The organism is Microbacterium sp. (assembly GCF_043427715.1).
Classification (GTDB): Bacteria; Actinomycetota; Actinomycetes; order Actinomycetales; family Microbacteriaceae; genus Microbacterium.
Map to the genome: position 1 here is coordinate 1 of NZ_JBHWTD010000108.1, position 18,064 is coordinate 18,064.

Here is an 18,064-nt window from a genome sequence, read left to right on the forward strand (position 1 = left end):
CCGCGGGTTCCGCGCCGCGTTCCGCTCCGGCGGCCGCCGCACCCGTCACCGAATGGGCTGTCGCGCCCATCCCGACCGACGACGCCCCGCGGGCGCAGCTGCCGGTCGACGACGAGCCGGAGGAGGCGGAGTCGGCACCGGTGCGCACCCTGACGGTGCAGCGCGAGGGCCAGGTGATCCCCGCCGAGGAGCCGGGCCGTGACGAGGACGACGACGTCCCGCCGCCCGTCGACGCCGATGCACCGCTCCCGGTGAGTGTCGTCCGCGAGCGCCCCGCGCCGCCGACCCCGATCCGCTCGGGCGGCATCGAGCGTGTCGGCGAGGCAGCCGTCCGACAGATTCTCGGGGCGCGGTACGTCCGTGACGAGCCCTACTCGCCGCCCACGAGGTTCAGCTGAGCATGTACGACGGAATCGTCCAAGACCTGATCGATGAGTTCGGCCGGCTGCCGGGCATCGGTCCCAAGTCGGCGCAGCGCATCGCCTTTCACATCCTGCAGACCCCGACGTTCGACGTCACCCGGCTCGCGCACCTGCTGTCCGAGCTGCGGGAGCGCGTGCGGTTCTGCGAGATCTGCGGCAATGTGTCCGAGCAGGACCAGTGCGGGATCTGTCGCGACCCGCGTCGTGACCGCACCTTCATCTGCGTCGTCGAAGACGCCAAGGACGTCTCGGCGATCGAGCGCACCCGCGAGTTCCGTGGGCTGTACCACGTCCTCGGCGGCGCGATCAGCCCGATCGCGGGCATCGGTCCCGACGACCTGCGCATCACGCAGCTCATGCAGCGCCTGGCCGACGGCACCGTGACCGAGGTCATCCTCGCCACGAACCCGAACCTCGAAGGGGAGGCGACGGCGACCTACCTCAGTCGGTTGCTGCACACGCTCGAGATCAGCGTCACCAGACTCGCCTCGGGACTCCCGGTCGGCGGCGACCTCGAGTACGCCGACGAAGTGACGCTCGGCCGCGCCTTCGAGGGCCGCCGCGCCGTCTGACCGCGAGACTCAGTCGAGCGGCGCGAACAGCTCCGGCTCCTGCGTGAGCGTCCGCTCGAGGGCGTCGCTGAGGTCTTCGGACTCGAGGGTGTACTCCTCGGTGATGCGCTCCTCGGCGTCTGCCCAGGCCTCGTCGTCGCCGATGCCGACGGTCTTCTCGTACTCCTCGTGTGCCCGCTCGATCACGTGGGCGGTCGTCTCGAGTCCGAGCGTCCGGTAGCCGTCCACGATCGCGGCGATCGGGAATTCCTCATCGGCTGCGTGCACCTCGACGGCGTACCAGAGGCCGCCGTTCTGGACCATGCCGTCGAATGTGAGCACGTTCCGCAACGCGATGTCGCCGCCGAGAGTGGCATCCCAGTCGTCGTCGAGAGCCCGGTTCCAGATGTCGTCGGTCGCAGCAGCCATGCTCCGAGCCTATTCCGACATCAGCCCCGCACGCGCGCTCGCGTCCGGATGATCGATCCGAGCGAGGCGCGCAGCGGCTGCCCGAGGTAGATGCCGAGCGACGCGCCGACGGCGAGCGCGATGCCGATCGTCGCGGCGGCGGCGAGAGTCGTGAACCCCGTCAGCAGCGTCGACGGGCTCTGGCCCGACTCCACGACGCCCAGTAGCCCTCGGAAGACCGCAGCGCCGGGCACCATCGGCAGGATCGCGGCGGTCGTGATCGCCACCGATGGCACGTGCAGTCGGTAGGCGACGACGACACCGACGACGCTCCCCGCGAAGGCGCCGACGCCGCTGGCGGCGGCCGTGTCGAAGCCGAGACCGGATGCCGCGATGTACCCCGCCCACGCGACGACGCTGAGTCCCATGCTCACGACGATGATCCGCATCCCGGCCCCGTTGAAGACCGTCACCGCCACGGCGATGAGCGCGGCTCCGAGGAACTGCAGCGGCAGCGGTCCGAACGGGAGCGTCGTGCTGGGCGCCTCCATGCCCAGGCCGATGACGCGGGCGGTCTCGAGCCCTGCCAGGATGCCGAGGACGACGCCCACCGTCTGCGTGACCAGCTCCAGGATGCGGCCCATCGCGGTGAGGGCGAAACCGTCGATGGCATCCTGCGCGGCGCCGACGACGGTGAGTCCCGCCAGCATGAGGACGATGCCCGAGGCGACGATGACCGACGGTCGGATGGTGGCCGCGGCATCCCATCCCGTCAGCTCCAGCAGGGGAGCGGCGGCGGCGACCAGGGTGAGGACGAACGCCCCGGCGATCTGGCTGAAGAAGAACGGCACCCGGGCGCGGGCGAGGAGGGATTGGGTGAGCGCAGCGGCGGCGGCCGCGACGAACGACAGCGTGATGACCAGCCAATTGCCGCCGAACATGACCGCGACGCCGACCGCGAGCAGTGCCTGCGAGGCGATCACGACCGGCTGGTGATAGGCGAACGGCGTCCGGCGGATGCTCCGGAACCGCGCGATCGCCTCGTCCAGTCCGAGGCCCTCGCGGACGGCCGCGACGAGCGCCTGGATGCGCTGCAGCCGCGCATGATCGGGGGCGCTTCCGCGCACGACCCGCAGGAGGGTGACGGGGCGATCGGCGCCGCTGCGGTGATGCGCGACGGTGATCGCGTTGTAGGTCACGTCAACGTGCACCGGGTCGAGGCCGTACACCCCGGTCATGCGGACGATCGTCGAGGTCACCTCGCTCGCGGGTGCGCCGGCGACCAGCATGGTCTCGCCCACGCGGATCGCGAGATCGAGCACCCGCACCACGAAGGCGTCGTCGAGCACGGGGAGCATCTCGGTCGCGGGACCGGCGGGGTCGGCGGTGCGGACGAGGGCCTGGAGGGAGGGGAGGAGGCGCCGTCGGAGCATCCCGTCAGCCTAATCAGCCCCACTCCGTCACATGGCGGCGCGCGCATCCCGCGCTCTCTAGGATGGTGCTCAGGGCGTGAGTCTCCGCCCGCCGGCGCTGCACGGCATCCTCCCGGGAGTTTCCGACACATGGCCCTGATCGTCCAGAAGTACGGCGGTTCGTCCGTCGCCGATGCCGAGAGCATCAAGCGCGTCGCGAAGCGCATCGTCGACGCCCGCCGCGCCGGTCACGACGTGGTCGTGGCCGTGAGCGCGATGGGAGACACGACGGACAACCTCCTCGACCTCGCCGCGCAGGTCGCGCCGATCCCGGCGCCCCGCGAACTCGACATGCTGCTCTCCAGCGGCGAGCGGATCTCGATGGCACTGCTGGCGATGGCGATCCACTCGATGGGCTTCGAGGCGCGCTCGTTCAGCGGCATGCAGGCCGGCATGGTCACCGACGCCACCTACGGTGCCGCGCGGATCGTGGACGTCACCCCGACCCGTCTGCGCGGCGCGCTCGACGACGGTGCGATCGTCATCGTCGCCGGCTTCCAGGGCTTCAACCGCGACACGCAGGACATCACGACGCTCGGCCGCGGCGGCTCCGACACGACCGCCGTCGCGCTCGCTGCGGGTCTGAACGCCGACGTCTGCGAGATCTACAGCGATGTCGACGGCATCTTCACCGCCGACCCGCGCGTCGTCCCCAACGCCCGCAAGCTCACCACGGTCACGGCCGAGGAGATGCTCGAGCTCGCCGCCAACGGCGCCAAAGTCCTGTACATCCGTGCCGTCGAGTTCGCCCGCCGTCACGGCGTCATGATCCACGCCCGGTCCTCGTTCAGCTCCGGCCCGGGCACCTACGTCCTCGGCCCCGGCATGAGCGCCCCCGAGCAGCAAGAGGGAGAAGAGATGGAAGAGCCCATCGTCACCGGCATCGCGACCGATCTCAGCCAGGCCAAGATCACGGTCATCGGCGTCCCCGACGTCCCCGGCAAGGCCGCCGAGATCTTCAAGATCGTCGCGAAGTCCGGCGCGAACGTCGACATGATCGTGCAGAACGTCTCGGCCGCCGGCACCGGCCGCACCGACATCTCCTTCACCCTCCCCAAGACGGATGCCGCGACCGCCATGCGCGCGCTCGCCAGCGAGCAGCCGGAGGTCGGCTTCGAGAGCCTCGTCCACGACGACCAGATCGGCAAGCTCTCGGTCGTCGGCGCCGGCATGCGCACGCATTCGGGTGTCTCGGCGACGCTTTTCGAGGCTCTCTCGACGGCGAACGTCAACATCGAGATGATCTCCACGTCCGAGATCCGCATCTCGGTCGTCGTCCGGGGCGACGAGCTCGCCGAGGCCGCCCGCATGGTGCACACCGCGTACGGCCTCGACGGCGATACCGAAGCGGTCGTCTACGCCGGCACCGGTCGCTGACACCCACCCACCGAACCCCGCAAGACCCGAAACACAAGGACCCGTCATGACCGTCATCTCCGAATCCGGACTCTCCGTCGCCGTCGTAGGCGCCACCGGCCAGGTCGGCACCGTCATGCGCGAGATCCTCATCGAACGCGGGTTCCCGATCGGTTCGCTCCGACTGTTCGCGACGGCACGCTCCGCCGGCACGACGGTCACCTTCGGCGACCACGAGATCGTCGTCGAGGATGTCGCCACGGCCGACCCCACGGGGATCGACATTGCCCTCTTCTCCGCCGGTGCGACCGGTTCCCGCGCCCACGCGCCCCGTTTCGCCGAGGCGGGCGCGATCGTCATCGACAACTCCAGCGCGTGGCGCATGGACCCCGAGGTCCCACTCGTGGTGAGCGAGGTCAACCCCGAGGCGACGGCCCAGCTGCCCAAGGGCATCATCGCGAACCCGAACTGCACGACGATGGCCGCGATGCCCGTCCTGAAGCCCCTCCACGCCGAGGCCGGGCTCGTCCGCCTCACCGTCAGCACCTACCAGGCGGTCTCCGGTTCGGGTCTGGCCGGCGCAGAGGAGCTGCTCGGCCAGGTCGAGGGAGTGCTTGCACAGGGCAACACCCTGGGCCTCGTCCGCGACGGCGGCGCGGTCACCTTCCCCGAGCCGCAGAAGTACGTCGCTCCCATTGCGTTCGACGTCATCCCGCTCGCCGGCAATCTCGTCGACGACGGCGACAACGAGACCGACGAGGAGAAGAAGCTCCGCAACGAGAGCCGCAAGATCCTCGGGCTGCCCGACCTCCGCGTCGCCGGCACCTGTGTGCGCGTCCCGGTGTTCACCGGCCACTCGCTCTCCATCCACGCCGAATTCGACCGCGATCTGAGCCCTGAGCGGGCACGCGAGATCCTTGCCGAGGCTCCGGGAGTCGCCCTCGTCGAGGTGCCCACGCCGCTGCAGGCGGCCGGCGCCGACCCGAGTCTGGTCGGCCGCATCCGCGCCGATCAGTCCGCGCCGGAGGGCAAGGGCCTCGTCCTCTTCATCAGCAACGACAACCTCCGAAAGGGCGCGGCGCTCAACGCCGTGCAGATCGCAGAGGTCGTCGCCGAGCGGATCTCCGCCCGCGTCTGAGTCGTTTCACGCGACGGAAAGAACCTCGATTGTTGCCGGCTCCAGCGGCGTCAAGAGGCCGGTGAGGCGCGTCCCGCGTCGTAGACTGGATTCTCGTGACTGAGAATCTTTCGGCGGACAATCACGCGGCCCCCCGCCGCACGGCGACCTACGATGCCGTGCTCATCGGTGGGGGCATCATGAGCGCGACGCTGGGCACGCTGCTGCAGCAGCTCGAGCCCGACTGGAAGATCGCCGTCTTCGAGCGTCTGTCAGACGTCGCGCTGGAGTCCTCGAACGCGTGGAACAACGCCGGCACCGGTCACGCGGCGCTGTGCGAGCTCAACTACACACCCGAGGCTGCCGACGGGTCGATCGACCCCGCGAAGGCCATCGGCATCAACGAGCAGTTCCAGCAGTCCCGTCAGCTGTGGTCTGCGCTCGTCACTCAGGGCGTGCTGGATGAACCCGCCACGTTCATCAACCCGACCCCGCACATGACGTTCGTGCGAGGCGAGAAGGACGTCGCCTTCCTCAAGAAGCGGTACGAGATCCTGAAGGACCAGCCGCTGTTCGCGGGGATCGAGTACTCCGAGGACTCGCGCGTCATCAACCAGTGGGCGCCGCTGCTGATGCACAAGCGTCTGAAGGGTGAGCCGTTCGCCGCCACCCGCGTGCCCGCAGGCACGGACGTCGACTTCGGCGCACTCACCCGCCAGATGCTCGACCACCTCGCAGACAACGGCGCCGAGGTCGTCGTCAACCGCGAGGTGCGCAACCTGACGAAAAAGAAGGACGGCACCTGGAAGGTGTCGTACCGCAACTCGCTGGGCCGCACTCCGGGCTCGGTCGACGCGCGCTTCGTGTTCGTCGGTGCCGGCGGCTGGGCGATCAAGCTGCTGCAGCGATCCGGCATCCCTGAGATCAAGGGCTACGGCGTCTTCCCCATCGGCGGGCAGTGGCTCAAGACTTCGAACCCCGAGATCGTCGCCAAGCACAAGGCGAAGGTGTACTCGCAGGCATCCGTCGGCGCCCCGCCGATGTCGGTGCCGCACCTCGACACCCGGGTCGTCGACGGCGAGACATCGCTGCTGTTCGGCCCCTTCGCGACGTTCAGCCCCAAGTTCCTCAAGCAGGGGCGTGTGACCGACATCATCGCCCAGGTGCGTCCCGGCAACCTGTGGCCGATGCTGAAGGTCGCCATCGACAACCCCGGGCTGATCAAGTACCTTGTCAGCGAGCTGCTGAAGAACCACGGCAAGAAGGTCGACTCCCTTCGAGACTTCATGCCCAGCGCGCGTGACGAGGACTGGGAGCTCCTGCAGGCCGGTCAGCGCGCACAGGTCATGAAGAAGGACCCGAAGAAGGGCGGCGTGCTCCAGTTCGGCACCGAGGTCGTCTCCTCGGCCGACGGCACCATCGCGGGCCTCCTGGGTGCCTCGCCCGGCGCGTCGACCGGCGCCTCGATCATGCTGGGACTGCTCAAGTCCTGCTTCCCCGACCGCATCGCGGGCTGGGAGCCGACGCTGAAGACGCTCATCCCCACCTACGGTCAGACGCTGAACGGCGATGCGGACACCGCCTCCAAGGTGGTCGCGAAGACGGCATCCGTCCTCCACATCAACGCCTGAGCGCCGCCGCCGGACCGCATCAGCTCGATCAGTGGCCAAACTGTACTTCCGCTACGGCGCGATGAACTCGGGGAAGTCGACGGCGCTGCTGCAGGCCGCCTACAACTACGAGGAGCGCGGTCAGCGAATCCTTCTCGCCAAGCCCGAGATCGACACGAAGGGGGCCGACCAGGTCTCCAGCAGACTCGGGGTGGAGCGGACGGTCGATTTCCTCATCCGGCCTGAGGACGATGTGCGTGCACTCTTCGCGGAGCATCGTGCGCGCGTGCAGGAGGCCGCCGCGGCGGCGCTGCTGCCGGATGGTCCCGCCGACGTCGCCTGCCTGCTCATCGACGAGGCGCAGTTCCTCGCCCCGGCCCAGGTCGACGACCTGCTGCGGATCACCGTTGACGACGGCATCCCGGTGCTCGCCTACGGCATCCGGACGGACTTCCAGACGCGGGCGTTCCCGGGGTCGGCGCGCCTCATGGAGCTCGCCCACAGCCTCGAGGAGCTGAAGACCATCTGCCGGTGCGGCAGCAAGGCGCTCTTCAACGCGCGCCTGGTCGGCGGACGGTTCGTGTTCGACGGCGACCAGGTCGCGATCGACGAGCTGTCGGCGGACCGGGTCACATACGAGTCGATGTGCGCCCGGTGCTACCTCCGCGAATCCGGCGGTCGGCTCCGCTGAGCCCGGTCAGCGGGTGGGCAGCGTCGGGATGAGCTGCTCGAGGAACGCGGCGGTGTCCTCCCAGCCGTCGACAGCCTGGCAGGTGACACCCATGGCCAGCACGGGGTAATCGTTGCCGTGCTCGTCCAGGCGGTCGCCGACGAAGAGCATGTCATCGAGCGGAATGCCGGTCTGCTCAGACAGCTGACGCATGCCGTACGCCTTGTCGATGCCCTGGTGGGTGATGTCGACCGAGGTCGACCCGCCGGAGCGGACCTCGAGGTCGGGGATCCGCGCGGCGACGGCGTCGCGCAGCGCGTTCTTCTTCGCTCCGGTCGGGTCCCAGGCGGTCTTGGCCTCCAAGGGTGCGGACTGGCCGAGCGCGGAGAACGTGATCTGCGAGCCGCGATCCTCGAGGATGTCGCCCCAGGTCTCGCTCTCCCAGACGCCGAGGCGCTTGGCTTCCTCTTCGACGGCGGCCAGTGCGCGTTGCTTCTCGTCCTCGGTGAGGGAGTGGGCGTACACCGTCTCGATGCCGGCGCCGGTCAGCCGGTAGTACTGGGTGCCGCACGTGGGCATCAGGTGGAAGCGCTCCAGCGTCGCGGCATCCGCCTCCGGCAGACGCTCGACCACCTGAGCGCGGAACTGCTGCAGCTGGCCTCCCGAGATGATCGCCACCTGCACGCGGTCGGCCAGCTGCAGCAGCAGGTCACCGATGCGCGGGTCGATCGCGCTCTTCGACGGCGCGAGCGTGTCGTCGAGGTCGAATGCGACGAGGCGAGGAGAGGTCATTGGGGCGGCTCCGTTTCCCAGGCGAGAGTGCGATGGCCCCTCCGGGCGGAGGGATGGGAAAGGCCCCGCCGGAATCCGGCGGAGCCTCTCTGCTGTCGGGGTGACAGGATTTGAACCTGCGGCCTCGTCGTCCCGAACGACGCGCGCTACCAAGCTGCGCCACACCCCGTGGCAACCCCCCTAGCCTACCCTCTCGAGGCGCTTCCCGACGAATCGAGCGGCGATTTCGGCAGGAGCGTCAGCACCGACACCTCCGGTCGGCAGCCGAAGCGCACCGGGGCGTAGATGGAGTGACCCAGGCCGGCGCTGACGTTCAGCGGGATCGTCCGTCCGTCGTGCGCCCACGTGCTGAGGCCTCGCGCCTGATCCAGCGGGATGTCGCAGTTCGCCACGAGGGCGGTGGGGGAGAAGGGGATGCGCACCTGGCCGCCGTGGGTGTGACCGGCGAAGAGGGCGTCCGCCCCGGCGTCCGTGAGGCGGTCGAGGATGCGGCGATAGGGTGCGTGCGTCACCCCGATTCGCAACGCGCCTTCAGAGACGGAGAGCGCTGCGTACGCCTCGGTCGCGGCGTCCAGATCGTCCCAATCGCGGTGCGCGTCGTCCACGCCCAGCGCAGCGATCTCCACGCCGCCCGCGGTGATCGTCGCCGCGGTGTTGTGCAGTGCCGTCCATCCGAGGTCCTCGGTGAAGAAGGCGTCGAGCGCGGCCGTATCGAGTTTGCCCGCCTCGACCTTGTGCTCGGAGGGGCCGGAGAAATAGCGCAGCGGATTGCGGCCGGTGGGGGCGATGACGTCGTTGGAGCCGTGGACGTACAGTCCGGGGATTCCGCGCAGGGGAGAGAACGCGGCGCGGATGCCACGCAGGCCGTCTTCATGGCCGAGGTTGTCGCCCGTGTTGATGACCAGGTTGGGCTGGACCTCCTCGGCGATCTCGGCGATCCACCGCTGCTTCCGGTGCTGCCACGGCGCCATGTGGGCGTCTGACAGGTGCAGCACCGTCAGCGGTGCCGCACCGGGGGAGAGCACAGTCACGTCGTGGCTGCGGACGGTGAACAGGTACCGTTCGATGCCGACGCCCCACACGGCCGCTGCGGCACCGGCGGCCCCCACCGCACCGAGTGCGGTGAGGGCGCTGCGCGCGGCCGTCACGGGCGGTTGCCGTTTCCGGGACCGCGCTGGTCACCGGGGTCGTTGCCCCCGTCGTCGCCGTTTCCGTCGCAATCGGGGGTGGCGTACTGGATCGTGATCCGGTCGTTCTTGGACACCGTCTCGCCGGCGGAGGGATCGGTTCCGGTCACGACGCCCTCGCGCGGCGTGCCCTCGGCGTCGGTGCACGACACCGTGAGGTTCGAGAAGCCCGCGGCGCGGAGGAGCTCGGCCGCCTGCTGCGGCGTTCCGCCCACGCCGGGGACGGTCGCGCCCTCTCCGTTGCTGGGGTTGATCACCACGGTCGAGCCGGAGACGACTCTGCCGGCGCCCGGGCTCTGCGACACGATCGTGCCGGCGGCCTCGGTCGCGTTCACCTCGTCACCCACGACGGCGCTGAAGCCGGCGTCCTCGATGCGGTCGACAGCCTGATCGATCGACAGGCCGATGACGCTCGGCAGGTTGGAGTAGCTGCGCTTGGTCAGCTCCGCAGACGGCCCGGGGAAGCTCTCGCCACCGAACTTGGCGTTCGCCGCGCGCTGCATGTCGGGCCAGATACCGTTTCGGATGCGGGAGAGGCGGTAGCCGCTCTCCCACCTCTCATCGAGCTTCTTGGCGCCCTCGACGTTGCCGACCCAGACCGCGGTGGTCACCTCTGTGCTGGAACCGATCATCCAGGTGTGGATGTACTGGTGAATACCGGTCTTGCCGAAGATCGGCACGCCGTCGTACGTGCGGGCGCCGCTACCGGTGCCGCTGCCGGTCATCACACTTTCCAGCACCCAGGCGGCAGTGGACGCGACATCCTCACTCAGCGCCCGCTCGCACTTCGTCTCGGGAAGAGGGTGGTCGTTGCCGTCGGCGTCGATCACCCGGTCGATGAGCTTCGCCTTGCAGAGGATGCCGTTGGAGGCGATCGCCGCATAGGCGTTCGCCATCTGGATCGGCGCGACAGCAGAGGATCCGAGCACGTTATAGGGCACGTTCGGGGGGTCGTTGGACCACGCGGGAACGTCGGTCAGAACAGTGCCGTCGCCCCACGTGACGCCGAGCTGACCGGCCACCTCGTTGGTGCTGCAGACCGAGAGGTCCTCCGCCATCGCGAAGAACCCCGTGTTGAGCGAGTCCTTCGTGAATCGCGCGACCGTGCCGCTGTACCCGGGGTTGTTCTCGAAGTTGCGGATCTTGTCGCCGCCGAAAGGATCCTTCCCCTGGCCGGTGTAGACGGTCTGCGTCGCGCCGTCGCAGGTGATCACGTTCTTCTCGCCGGTGCGTCCGTTCAGCACGGCGTTGGCGGATCGTCCTTCCTGCAACCAGTTGATCAGGCTGAAGACCTTATAGGTCGACCCGGCGGAGTGGCCCTGCCCGCCACCGTTGATCTCGGGGGCGTTGTAGTTCACCTGGGTCGTCCTGTCGCCGTCCGGATCGTCGGACCACGGCCGGTTCTGCACCATGGACAGCACCCGCCCCGTGCCGACCTCGACCTGGACGCCGGACGCGCCGAGGTCCATGTCGTCGCGATAGGCGGGGACGATGGACACGGCATCCTGCGCCGCTTCCTGGAGCTCCAAGTCGAGGGTGGTGTAGACCTTCAGACCGCCGCGGCGAAGCGTGGAGATGTTGTCATCGCTGTCGCCGAACGCATCATCCTGGCGGATGATCGAGACGACGTACTGGCAGAAGAACTCCGCGCCCTCCGCCTCGCTGCAGCCCTGGTCGCGCTTGGTGATCTTGGGTTCGATGGGGGCCTCGACAGCCGTATCGTGCTCCTCCTGCGTGATCTTGCCGTCGGCGAGCATGCGACCCAGCACATAGACCTGGCGCTTCTTGGTGAGCGAGAAGCCGTCGTCGGCGTTGTTGATCGGAGTCCCGTCGGCCGCCGTGCGGGTGCCCTTCGAGAGGTCGAGCCGGTACGTATTCGGCTCCTGCACCATGCCGGCGATCGCGGCGGCCTGGCCGATCGTGAGCTTGTCTGCCGTCGTGCCGAAGTAGTAGCTCGCTGCGGCGCCGATGCCGTAGACCGTGCCGCCGAAGTGCGCGATGTTGAGGTAGCCGATGAGGATCTCGTCCTTCGAGTACTCCTTCTCGAGCTGGATGGCGTAGCGCATCTCCTGCAGCTTGCGCTGATACCCGGCGGGGCCGGTGTTGACGGTCGACTGCAGGTAGCACTCGCGGACGAGCTTCTCATCACCGTTGGCGGCCGTTTCGCAGTTCTGCTGCAGCACGTTCTTCACGTACTGCTGGGTGATGGAGGAGCCACCGCGGTTGGAGCCCGAGCTCGCGTTGCTGGCGAGGGCGCTCACGGTGCCGATGAGGTCGATGCCGCCGTGCTCGTAGAACTTCTTGTCCTCGCTGGAGAGGATCGCGTCGTAGACGACCGGGTTGACCTCGTCGAAGGTGACCGGGATGCGGTTCTGATCGAAGAACTCGGTCAGCTTCCGGTTCTTGCCGTTCTCGTCCTTGGCATAGATCGAGGTGGGCAGCATGAGCTTCTCGATCTTGAGGTAGCTCGGCATGTTGTCGAACATCTCGATCGCGCTGGAGGCGGCGTAGCCGGAGACGGCGATCGCCGGCGTCACGGTAGCGGTGATGAGGAGACCGGCGACGGTGCTCAATCCGACCAAGCCGAGCAGGCCTCCGAACACACCGGTGGCCGTCCTTTTCGCGTGGGGCATAGGCTGATCGTAAGGGAGATAACTGAGGGATGCCTCGGATCCGCTCCCCGTTTCTCGCGTCTGCGCGCCCGTGCGTCACGGGCGGCAGGCTCCGCCGCGCCGACCTCTGGGAGCCCGAAATGACCACGTGGGAGTACATGACCACGCCGCTGCTGATCCACAACACCGCGGCGATCCTCAACAACTGGGGCAAGCAGGGCTGGGAGCTCGTGCAGGTCGTCACCGGACCCGAAGGCGGCCTCGTCGGCTACTTCAAGCGTCCCAGCGGCGGCGGCGCCTCCAACTCCGCGGGGCTCGATGCCGCAGCTCAGGCCGCGCGCCAGTTCGGCGGCCAGGGCTGATGTCGCTCTCCGCCCGCCTCACCGAGCTCGGTCTGGAGCTTCCCGCCGTCGTCCCGCCGGTCGCCGCCTACATCCCGGCGAAGGTGCACGGCGACCTCGTCTACACCTCCGGTCAGCTGCCCATGGTCGACGGCGCGCTTCCGGCCACCGGCAAGGTCGGCGACGGCGCAGGTCTCGTGCCGGCGACGGATGCCGCGGCGCTGGCGCGCCGGTGCGCCCTCAACGCCATCGCGGCCGCGGCGGCAGCGGTGGGCGGTGTCGACCGGCTGAGCGGCGTCCTCAAGGTCACCGGGTTCGTGGCATCCGTGCCCGAGTTCACCGGGCAGCCCGGCGTGATCAACGGGGCGAGCGAGGTGCTCGGCGAGATCTTCGGTGACGCGGGGCGCCACGCCCGCTCGGCGGTCGGCGTGCCCTTGCTGCCGCTGGACAGCCCCGTCGAGGTGGAAGTGATCTTCACCCACGCCTGACCGGCGGGATCTTCCGCGTCACCAGACGGCGAAACAGCAGCCGAGCCCGACACGTCGGTCGTCGACCAATGTCTCGGGCTCGGCGTCGCTGTCTCGCGGACCGGGAGAGGCGGGCGCTACTTGACCTGCGCGCTGATGACGCTCATGACCATCGTGTCGGCGAGCGTCGTGGTGTCGCCGACCTCGCGACCTTCGGCCACGTCGCGGAGCAGACGCCGCATGATCTTGCCCGAGCGGGTCTTGGGCAGCTCACCGACGATATACACGTCTCGCGGCCGGGCGATGGGGCCGATCTGCTGGCCCACCCACGTGCGCAGGGTGTCGGCGAGGCCCTCGGGGGAGTGGTGGTCGAGGAAGCTCTGCTTGATGATCACGAAAGCGACGACTGCCTGACCCGTGGTCTCGTCTGACGCGCCGACGACGGCTGCCTCGGCGACCGCCTCGTTGCCGACGAGCGCCGATTCGATCTCGGTCGTCGACAGCCGGTGTCCGGAGACGTTCATCACGTCGTCGACGCGCCCGAGGAACCACACGTCGCCGTCTTCGTCGAGACGGGCGCCGTCACCCGCGAAGTAGAAGCCCTGCCGCTCGAATTTCTCCCAGTAGGTCTCCTTGAACCGCTCCGGGTCACCCCAGATGCCGCGTAGCATGCTCGGCCAGGGGTCGGTCAGCACGAGGAGTCCGCCGTTGCCGTTGCCAACGTGCTCCCCGCCGTCATCGACGACGTCCACACCGATGCCGGGGAGTGGAACCTGTGCGCTGCCGGGCTTGGTCTCGGTCACCCCGGGGAGGGCGGACACCATGATGGCGCCGGTCTCGGTCTGCCACCACGTGTCGACGATGGGCGTGCGGTCACCGCCGATCACGTGCCGGTACCAGACCCAGGCTTCGGGGTTGATGGGTTCGCCGACCGACCCGAGCAGGCGGAGGGACGACAGGTCGAACTTCTCCGGGATCGCGCGGCCGAGCTTCATGAACGAGCGGATCGCCGTGGGGGCTGTGTAGAGGATCGTCACGCCGTACTTCTCGACGATCTCCCACCAGCGTCCCGGGTGGGGGCTGTCGGGGATGCCTTCGTAGAGGACCTGGGTGACGCCGTTGGCGAGCGGACCGTAGGTGACATAGCTGTGTCCGGTGATCCAGCCGATGTCGGCGGTGCACCAGAACACGTCCGTCTCGGGGTGGAGGTCGTGGACGACCTTGTTCGTGAAGGCCGCTTGCGTGAGGTAGCCGCCGGAGGTGTGCAGGATGCCCTTGGGCTTTCCGGTGGTGCCGGAGGTGTACAGGATGAACAGCGGGTTCTCCGCCGGGAACGGTTGAGCATCGTGATCGGCGGATGCCGCGGGCACGACGTCGTGCCACCAGAGGTCGCGGCCCTCGGTCCAGGACACCTCGTTCTCGGTGCGACGGACGACGAGGACGTGCTCGACCGTCTCCTGGGGGCCGTTGCCGCGGTCGCCGAGGGCCTGGTCGACGGCCGGCTTGAGGGGGGAGACGCGGCCCTTGCGGTAGCCGCCGTCGCTCGTGATGACGAGCTTCGCTCCGGCGTCGTCGATGCGTGAGCGCAGGCTGTCGGCGGAGAAGCCGCCGAAGATGACCGAGTGGATGGCGCCGACGCGGGCGACGGCGAGCATCGCGGCGACGGCTTCGGGGATCATCGGCATATAGATGGCGACCCGGTCGCCGGCCTCGACGCCGAGTTCCGTGAGGACGTTCGCGAGCCGCTTCACCTCGTCGGTGAGCTCGGCGTAAGTGATCCGGCGCTCATCGCCGGGCTCGCCCTCCCACAGCAGTGCGACGCGGTCGCCGTTGCCGGCCTCGACGTGGCGGTCGAGGCAGTTGTAGGCGACGTTGAGCTCGCCGTCTTCGAACCAGGTGGCGAACGGCGGGTTGGACCAGTCGAGGACCTTCGTGAAGGGCGTGTGCCAGTGCAGGTAGCGCGCCTGTTCTGCCCAGAACGCCTCGCGGTCCTCACCGGCCCGCTGGTAGAGGTCGGCGGTCCCGACCGCGGCCTGCGCGAACTCGGGAGACGGCGCGAAGCGTCGCGTCTCGTTCAAGAGGTGGTCGATCTGGCTGCTCATGCGGCGCTCCTTTGCGTCTGACGGGCCGTGCTCGCGGCGCCGATGTGCGCGCGCCGCGATGCCGTCACTTTAGGTTCGGCGCCGCGTGGACGGCTACCGCCGATAGTGGGGAGGGATCTTTCCTGAAAAGTCGTGATGCGACCCCGATCGGGGTCGCCGAAAGGTCCGGAGACGTCGTACTATGGACCCGCCCGAACATTCAGCTTCGGCCTCGCACCCCGCCGATCCCCCCTGAAGCGTGGGTGCGCGGGCGGCATCCTTTCCCCCCAAAGGATGCCGCCCCTCACTTTTTCCGGTGCACGCCGCATCCGATCCGCCGCGCCGTCTCCACAGCAGGCCGACACGGGCGACTGTCCACCGACGTTCCCTCCGCCCATCGCGGGTGCGGCCTCGGTTCTTAGCGTCGTCGTCATGTCGCTGCCGTTCGTCGTCGCCCCACCCGCCGGATACGGCGGTGCCGCGCGGCGGTCGCTGCCGCGGCATCCGGTGGTCGAGCCGCTCCGCGCATACCTCGCCGACCCGGCCGTGACGGACGTCTTCGTCAACGGGGCGGGCGGGCTGTTCGTCGATCGGGGCACCGGTGTCGAATCCGTGCCCGGATGGCAGCTGGGAGAGGCGGAAGCCCGCGACCTGGCGGTCGGCCTCATCGCGCTGGGCGGACGGCACCTCGACGACGCTACGCCCTGCGCGGACGTCCGGTGGGAAGACGGTGTCCGCGTGCACGCAGTGCTGCCGCCGGTGTCGTGCGACGGGCCGGTCATCTCGATCCGGCTGCCCGGCCTCGGGGCCCCTGATCTCGACGATCTCGGCCGGCGCGGCACCTTCGACGCGCGCACCGGCGCGAGGCTCGAGGCGCTCGTCGCCGACCGGGAGAACGTCCTGGTGACGGGGGCGACCGGTGCCGGCAAGACCACCCTGCTGGCGGCGCTCCTCGGCGAGGTGCCGGAGCGGGAGCGGATCGTCACGATCGAGGATGTCGCCGAGCTCCGCCTCGCCCACCCGCACCACGTTCGTCTCGAGGCGCGACAGGCGAACCTCGAGGGCGCCGGCGGCGTTCCGCTCGCGCGTTTGCTGCGTGAGGCGCTGCGCATGCGGCCGGACCGGTTGGTCGTGGGGGAGTGTCGCGGCGAGGAGATCCGCGAACTGCTCAGCGCGCTGAACACCGGCCACGACGGCGGGGCCGGCACGGTCCACGCCAGCGGACTGGCTGACGTCCCGGCGCGGCTGGAAGCCCTCGGCTCGCTCGCCGGGATGGATGATCGAGCGCTCGCACGTCAGGTGGTCAGTGCGATCGGCGCTGTCGTCCATATCGCGCGCCGACCGGACGGTGTCCGGCAGGTCGTCGGGATCGCCCGCCCGGTCATCGACGGCGACCGGCTCGGGATGAAGGCGCTCGGATGAGCGGCCGTCGGCACGAGGGCGTCGACACGGCGGACGTCGCCGCGTCCGTGCACCGGCTGGCTGTGCTGCTGCAGGCGGGACTCACGCCGCCCCGCGCCTGGAGCCATCTCGCGCGCAGCGGTGACGAGACGGCCGGCGCGGTGTCGCGGGCCTTCCAGCAGGGGCGATCGGTCGCAGACGTGCTCCGCTCGCGCGGGGAAGCGTGGGCACAGATCGGGATCGCCTGGCAGGTCGCCACGACGGTCGGCGCGCCCCTCGCCGAGAGCCTCCGTGGCCTCGCGGATGCGCTGCGCGACGCGCATCAGGCCCGTGACGACGTCCGGACGGCGCTCGCCGAACCGCAGACGACGGCGCGTCTGATCTCCTGGCTGCCCCTCGCCGCACTCGGACTCGGCGCGGCGCTGGGCTTCGATCCGCTCGCCGCACTCACGCAGCCGATCGGTGTCGTCTGCCTGGTGCTCGGCGGAGCCCTGATGATCATCACGTCCCGCTGGACCGCAGCCCTCGTCGCGCGCGCCCAGCCCGACCACGCGCTGCCGGGTCTGGGCGCCGATGTCGTCGCGATCGCGCTCTCGGGTGGGGTTTCGCTCGACCGTGCGATCGCCGTCAGCGAGGCGGCGGCCGGATCGCCGACGGACGCGGAGACACTCGCGACGCTCGATCTCTCGCGGTCCGCCGGCGTTCCCGCGATCGACCTCCTCCGAGCGGATGCCGCGGCGCAGCGGCAGGAGTCCCGCACCGCCGGCCGGCTCCGCGCCGCGACGCTGTCCACCCGCCTGCTGCTGCCTCTCGGCGTCTGCACCCTGCCCGCTTTCCTGCTCCTGGGAGTCGGTCCGATGCTCCTGTCCGTCCTCACCGCCACCCCGCTCACGCTGTGACGGTGCCGCGGACCTGAACGTGCCCACCCATCCACAACACGAAGGAACGCCATGATCGACAACACCCTGCCCACCCTCACCCCGCGTCGCGCGGCCGAGCTGTTTTCCGATGAGACCGGCGCGGCCACCGCCGAATACGCGATCGCCACGATGGCGGCGGTCGCCTTCGCCGGCCTCTTGGTCGTGATCATGCGCTCCGATGAGGTCCGCGAGATCCTCACCGACCTCGTCCGCCGGGCCCTCACCGTCGCATGATCCGTGACGAGCGGGGGTCGGCGACGGCGGAGTTCGCCGTCGTCGTCCCCGCCGTCGTGGTCGTCCTCGCCCTCGCCATCTCCGCGCTCGGGGTCGGCGGGCGACAGGTGCGACTCGAGCAGGGCGCCGCGCAGGCCGCCCGCCTCGCGGCGCGCGGTGACAGCGTCGAGTCGGTCGAGCGAGCTCTCGACATCGAGGGCCTTCACACCGCGCGATCACGTTCGGGCGATCTGGTGTGCGTCCGACTGACCGCTCCCGCCGGAGCCGTCCTGCCGCTGCCGGATCTCCGCGCCCGATCCTGCGCGCTCGGCAGCGGCGCCGGGGAGGGGGACTGATGCCCGGCGCGTCCGCATCCATCGGCCTGATCGCCGTCATCGCGACCCTCGCCGTGGGGCTGACCGCAGCGGGGGCCGCGTCGACAAC

17 protein-coding genes, 1 tRNA gene and 1 pseudogene are annotated in these 18,064 nt (G+C 69.5%); 12 read left to right on the forward strand and 7 right to left on the reverse strand.

The genetic code is table 11. The features are described from left to right. Positions 1–398, forward strand: a pseudogene (locus tag ACHFGS_RS11545) (DNA polymerase III subunit gamma and tau); the annotation flags it as partial. Between the two features lie 2 nt (positions 399–400). Continuing rightward, the gene (gene recR / locus ACHFGS_RS11550) at positions 401–994 is read left to right on the forward strand and encodes a recombination mediator RecR (protein WP_394280321.1); all 594 of its coding nucleotides are present in this window, start codon (positions 401–403) and stop codon (positions 992–994) included. Between the two features lie 9 nt (positions 995–1,003). Here recR and ACHFGS_RS11555 read toward each other — a convergent pair whose 3' ends face one another. Both ACHFGS_RS11555 and ACHFGS_RS11560 read right to left on the reverse strand, forming a co-directional pair. Further along, positions 1,004–1,402, reverse strand: a complete 399-nt coding sequence (locus ACHFGS_RS11555) for a hypothetical protein (protein WP_394280322.1) — start codon at positions 1,400–1,402, stop codon at positions 1,004–1,006. A gap of 20 nt (positions 1,403–1,422) precedes the next feature. After that, positions 1,423–2,814, reverse strand: a complete 1,392-nt coding sequence (locus ACHFGS_RS11560; RefSeq protein ID WP_394280323.1) for a threonine/serine exporter ThrE family protein — start codon at positions 2,812–2,814, stop codon at positions 1,423–1,425. 129 nt (positions 2,815–2,943) lie between these two features. Here ACHFGS_RS11560 and ACHFGS_RS11565 point away from each other — a divergent pair, with 129 nt between their 5' ends. The 4 genes from ACHFGS_RS11565 to ACHFGS_RS11580 all read left to right on the forward strand — a co-directional run bounded on the left by ACHFGS_RS11565 (position 2,944) and on the right by ACHFGS_RS11580 (position 7,627). Continuing rightward, positions 2,944–4,230: an aspartate kinase gene (locus ACHFGS_RS11565; protein ID WP_394289482.1), complete on the forward strand. Its 1,287-nt coding sequence runs from the start codon at positions 2,944–2,946 to the stop codon at positions 4,228–4,230. Positions 4,231–4,276: 46 nt separating this feature from the next. Beyond that, positions 4,277–5,347 carry an aspartate-semialdehyde dehydrogenase gene (locus ACHFGS_RS11570; RefSeq protein WP_394280377.1) on the forward strand — a complete coding sequence of 357 codons (1,071 nt, stop codon included), beginning with the start codon at positions 4,277–4,279 and terminating at the stop codon, positions 5,345–5,347. A gap of 95 nt (positions 5,348–5,442) precedes the next feature. Further along, complete coding sequence (locus tag ACHFGS_RS11575; RefSeq protein WP_394280378.1) at positions 5,443–6,957, forward strand: malate:quinone oxidoreductase; 1,515 nt, start codon at positions 5,443–5,445, stop codon at positions 6,955–6,957. A gap of 31 nt (positions 6,958–6,988) precedes the next feature. Beyond that, positions 6,989–7,627 carry a thymidine kinase gene (locus ACHFGS_RS11580; RefSeq protein WP_394280379.1) on the forward strand — a complete coding sequence of 213 codons (639 nt, stop codon included), beginning with the start codon at positions 6,989–6,991 and terminating at the stop codon, positions 7,625–7,627. Positions 7,628–7,633: 6 nt separating this feature from the next. Here ACHFGS_RS11580 and ACHFGS_RS11585 read toward each other — a convergent pair whose 3' ends face one another. The 4 genes from ACHFGS_RS11585 to ACHFGS_RS11600 form a co-directional block, all read right to left on the reverse strand. After that, positions 7,634–8,398 (reverse strand): HAD-IIB family hydrolase, encoded by a 765-nt coding sequence (locus ACHFGS_RS11585; protein ID WP_394280380.1) that lies wholly within the window; start codon positions 8,396–8,398, stop codon positions 7,634–7,636. Between the two features lie 95 nt (positions 8,399–8,493). After that, positions 8,494–8,567 (reverse strand) — tRNA-Pro (locus tag ACHFGS_RS11590). A gap of 16 nt (positions 8,568–8,583) precedes the next feature. Then, positions 8,584–9,546, reverse strand: coding sequence for a metallophosphoesterase (locus ACHFGS_RS11595; protein WP_394280381.1), 963 nt, complete (start codon positions 9,544–9,546; stop codon positions 8,584–8,586). Continuing rightward, positions 9,543–12,218, reverse strand: coding sequence for a transglycosylase domain-containing protein (locus ACHFGS_RS11600; RefSeq protein ID WP_394280382.1), 2,676 nt, complete (start codon positions 12,216–12,218; stop codon positions 9,543–9,545). The genes ACHFGS_RS11595 and ACHFGS_RS11600 overlap by 4 nt, the downstream gene beginning before the upstream one ends. Positions 12,219–12,337: 119 nt before the next feature. Between ACHFGS_RS11600 and ACHFGS_RS11605 the strand changes: the two genes are divergently transcribed. Both ACHFGS_RS11605 and ACHFGS_RS11610 read left to right on the forward strand, forming a co-directional pair. After that, the gene (locus tag ACHFGS_RS11605) at positions 12,338–12,559 is read left to right on the forward strand and encodes a hypothetical protein (RefSeq protein ID WP_394280383.1); all 222 of its coding nucleotides are present in this window, start codon (positions 12,338–12,340) and stop codon (positions 12,557–12,559) included. Then, positions 12,559–13,026, forward strand: a complete 468-nt coding sequence (locus ACHFGS_RS11610; RefSeq protein WP_394280384.1) for a RidA family protein — start codon at positions 12,559–12,561, stop codon at positions 13,024–13,026. Before ACHFGS_RS11605 ends, ACHFGS_RS11610 begins: the two co-directional genes overlap by 1 nt. A 116-nt stretch (positions 13,027–13,142) precedes the next feature. Here the strand turns inward: ACHFGS_RS11610 and acs are convergent, their stop codons facing one another. Then, positions 13,143–15,107: an acetate--CoA ligase gene (acs, locus tag ACHFGS_RS11615; RefSeq protein WP_394289483.1), complete on the reverse strand. Its 1,965-nt coding sequence runs from the start codon at positions 15,105–15,107 to the stop codon at positions 13,143–13,145. Between the two features lie 411 nt (positions 15,108–15,518). On the opposite strand from acs, the gene ACHFGS_RS11620 reads away from it, so the two are divergent. The 4 genes from ACHFGS_RS11620 to ACHFGS_RS11635 are packed head-to-tail and all read left to right on the forward strand — an operon-like array spanning position 15,519 to position 17,976. Continuing rightward, positions 15,519–16,508 (forward strand): TadA family conjugal transfer-associated ATPase, encoded by a 990-nt coding sequence (locus ACHFGS_RS11620; RefSeq protein WP_394278842.1) that lies wholly within the window; start codon positions 15,519–15,521, stop codon positions 16,506–16,508. Then, positions 16,505–17,386 carry a type II secretion system F family protein gene (locus ACHFGS_RS11625; RefSeq protein ID WP_394278843.1) on the forward strand — a complete coding sequence of 294 codons (882 nt, stop codon included), beginning with the start codon at positions 16,505–16,507 and terminating at the stop codon, positions 17,384–17,386. The genes ACHFGS_RS11620 and ACHFGS_RS11625 overlap by 4 nt, the downstream gene beginning before the upstream one ends. 51 nt (positions 17,387–17,437) lie before the next feature. Beyond that, positions 17,438–17,641 carry a DUF4244 domain-containing protein gene (locus tag ACHFGS_RS11630; RefSeq protein ID WP_394289484.1) on the forward strand — a complete coding sequence of 68 codons (204 nt, stop codon included), beginning with the start codon at positions 17,438–17,440 and terminating at the stop codon, positions 17,639–17,641. After that, positions 17,638–17,976 (forward strand): TadE family type IV pilus minor pilin, encoded by a 339-nt coding sequence (locus ACHFGS_RS11635; protein WP_394289485.1) that lies wholly within the window; start codon positions 17,638–17,640, stop codon positions 17,974–17,976. Before ACHFGS_RS11630 ends, ACHFGS_RS11635 begins: the two co-directional genes overlap by 4 nt. Positions 17,977–18,064 lie beyond the last annotated feature (88 nt).

Excerpts from the sequence above, each read along its gene's own strand:
- recR (WP_394280321.1), top strand. The coding sequence starts at position 401 with ATGTACGACGGAATCGTCCAAGACCTGATCGATGAGTTCGGCCGGCTG.
- ACHFGS_RS11555 (WP_394280322.1), bottom strand. The coding sequence starts at position 1,402 with ATGGCTGCTGCGACCGACGACATCTGGAACCGGGCTCTCGACGACGAC.
- ACHFGS_RS11560 (WP_394280323.1), bottom strand. The coding sequence starts at position 2,814 with ATGCTCCGACGGCGCCTCCTCCCCTCCCTCCAGGCCCTCGTCCGCACC.
- ACHFGS_RS11565 (WP_394289482.1), top strand. The coding sequence starts at position 2,944 with ATGGCCCTGATCGTCCAGAAGTACGGCGGTTCGTCCGTCGCCGATGCC.
- ACHFGS_RS11570 (WP_394280377.1), top strand. The coding sequence starts at position 4,277 with ATGACCGTCATCTCCGAATCCGGACTCTCCGTCGCCGTCGTAGGCGCC.
- ACHFGS_RS11585 (WP_394280380.1), bottom strand. The coding sequence starts at position 8,398 with ATGACCTCTCCTCGCCTCGTCGCATTCGACCTCGACGACACGCTCGCG.
- ACHFGS_RS11600 (WP_394280382.1), bottom strand. The coding sequence starts at position 12,218 with ATGCCCCACGCGAAAAGGACGGCCACCGGTGTGTTCGGAGGCCTGCTC.
- ACHFGS_RS11605 (WP_394280383.1), top strand. The coding sequence starts at position 12,338 with ATGACCACGTGGGAGTACATGACCACGCCGCTGCTGATCCACAACACC.
- ACHFGS_RS11610 (WP_394280384.1), top strand. The coding sequence starts at position 12,559 with ATGTCGCTCTCCGCCCGCCTCACCGAGCTCGGTCTGGAGCTTCCCGCC.
- acs (WP_394289483.1), bottom strand. The coding sequence starts at position 15,107 with ATGAGCAGCCAGATCGACCACCTCTTGAACGAGACGCGACGCTTCGCG.
- ACHFGS_RS11620 (WP_394278842.1), top strand. The coding sequence starts at position 15,519 with ATGTCGCTGCCGTTCGTCGTCGCCCCACCCGCCGGATACGGCGGTGCC.
- ACHFGS_RS11625 (WP_394278843.1), top strand. The coding sequence starts at position 16,505 with ATGAGCGGCCGTCGGCACGAGGGCGTCGACACGGCGGACGTCGCCGCG.
- ACHFGS_RS11630 (WP_394289484.1), top strand. The coding sequence starts at position 17,438 with ATGATCGACAACACCCTGCCCACCCTCACCCCGCGTCGCGCGGCCGAG.
- ACHFGS_RS11635 (WP_394289485.1), top strand. The coding sequence starts at position 17,638 with ATGATCCGTGACGAGCGGGGGTCGGCGACGGCGGAGTTCGCCGTCGTC.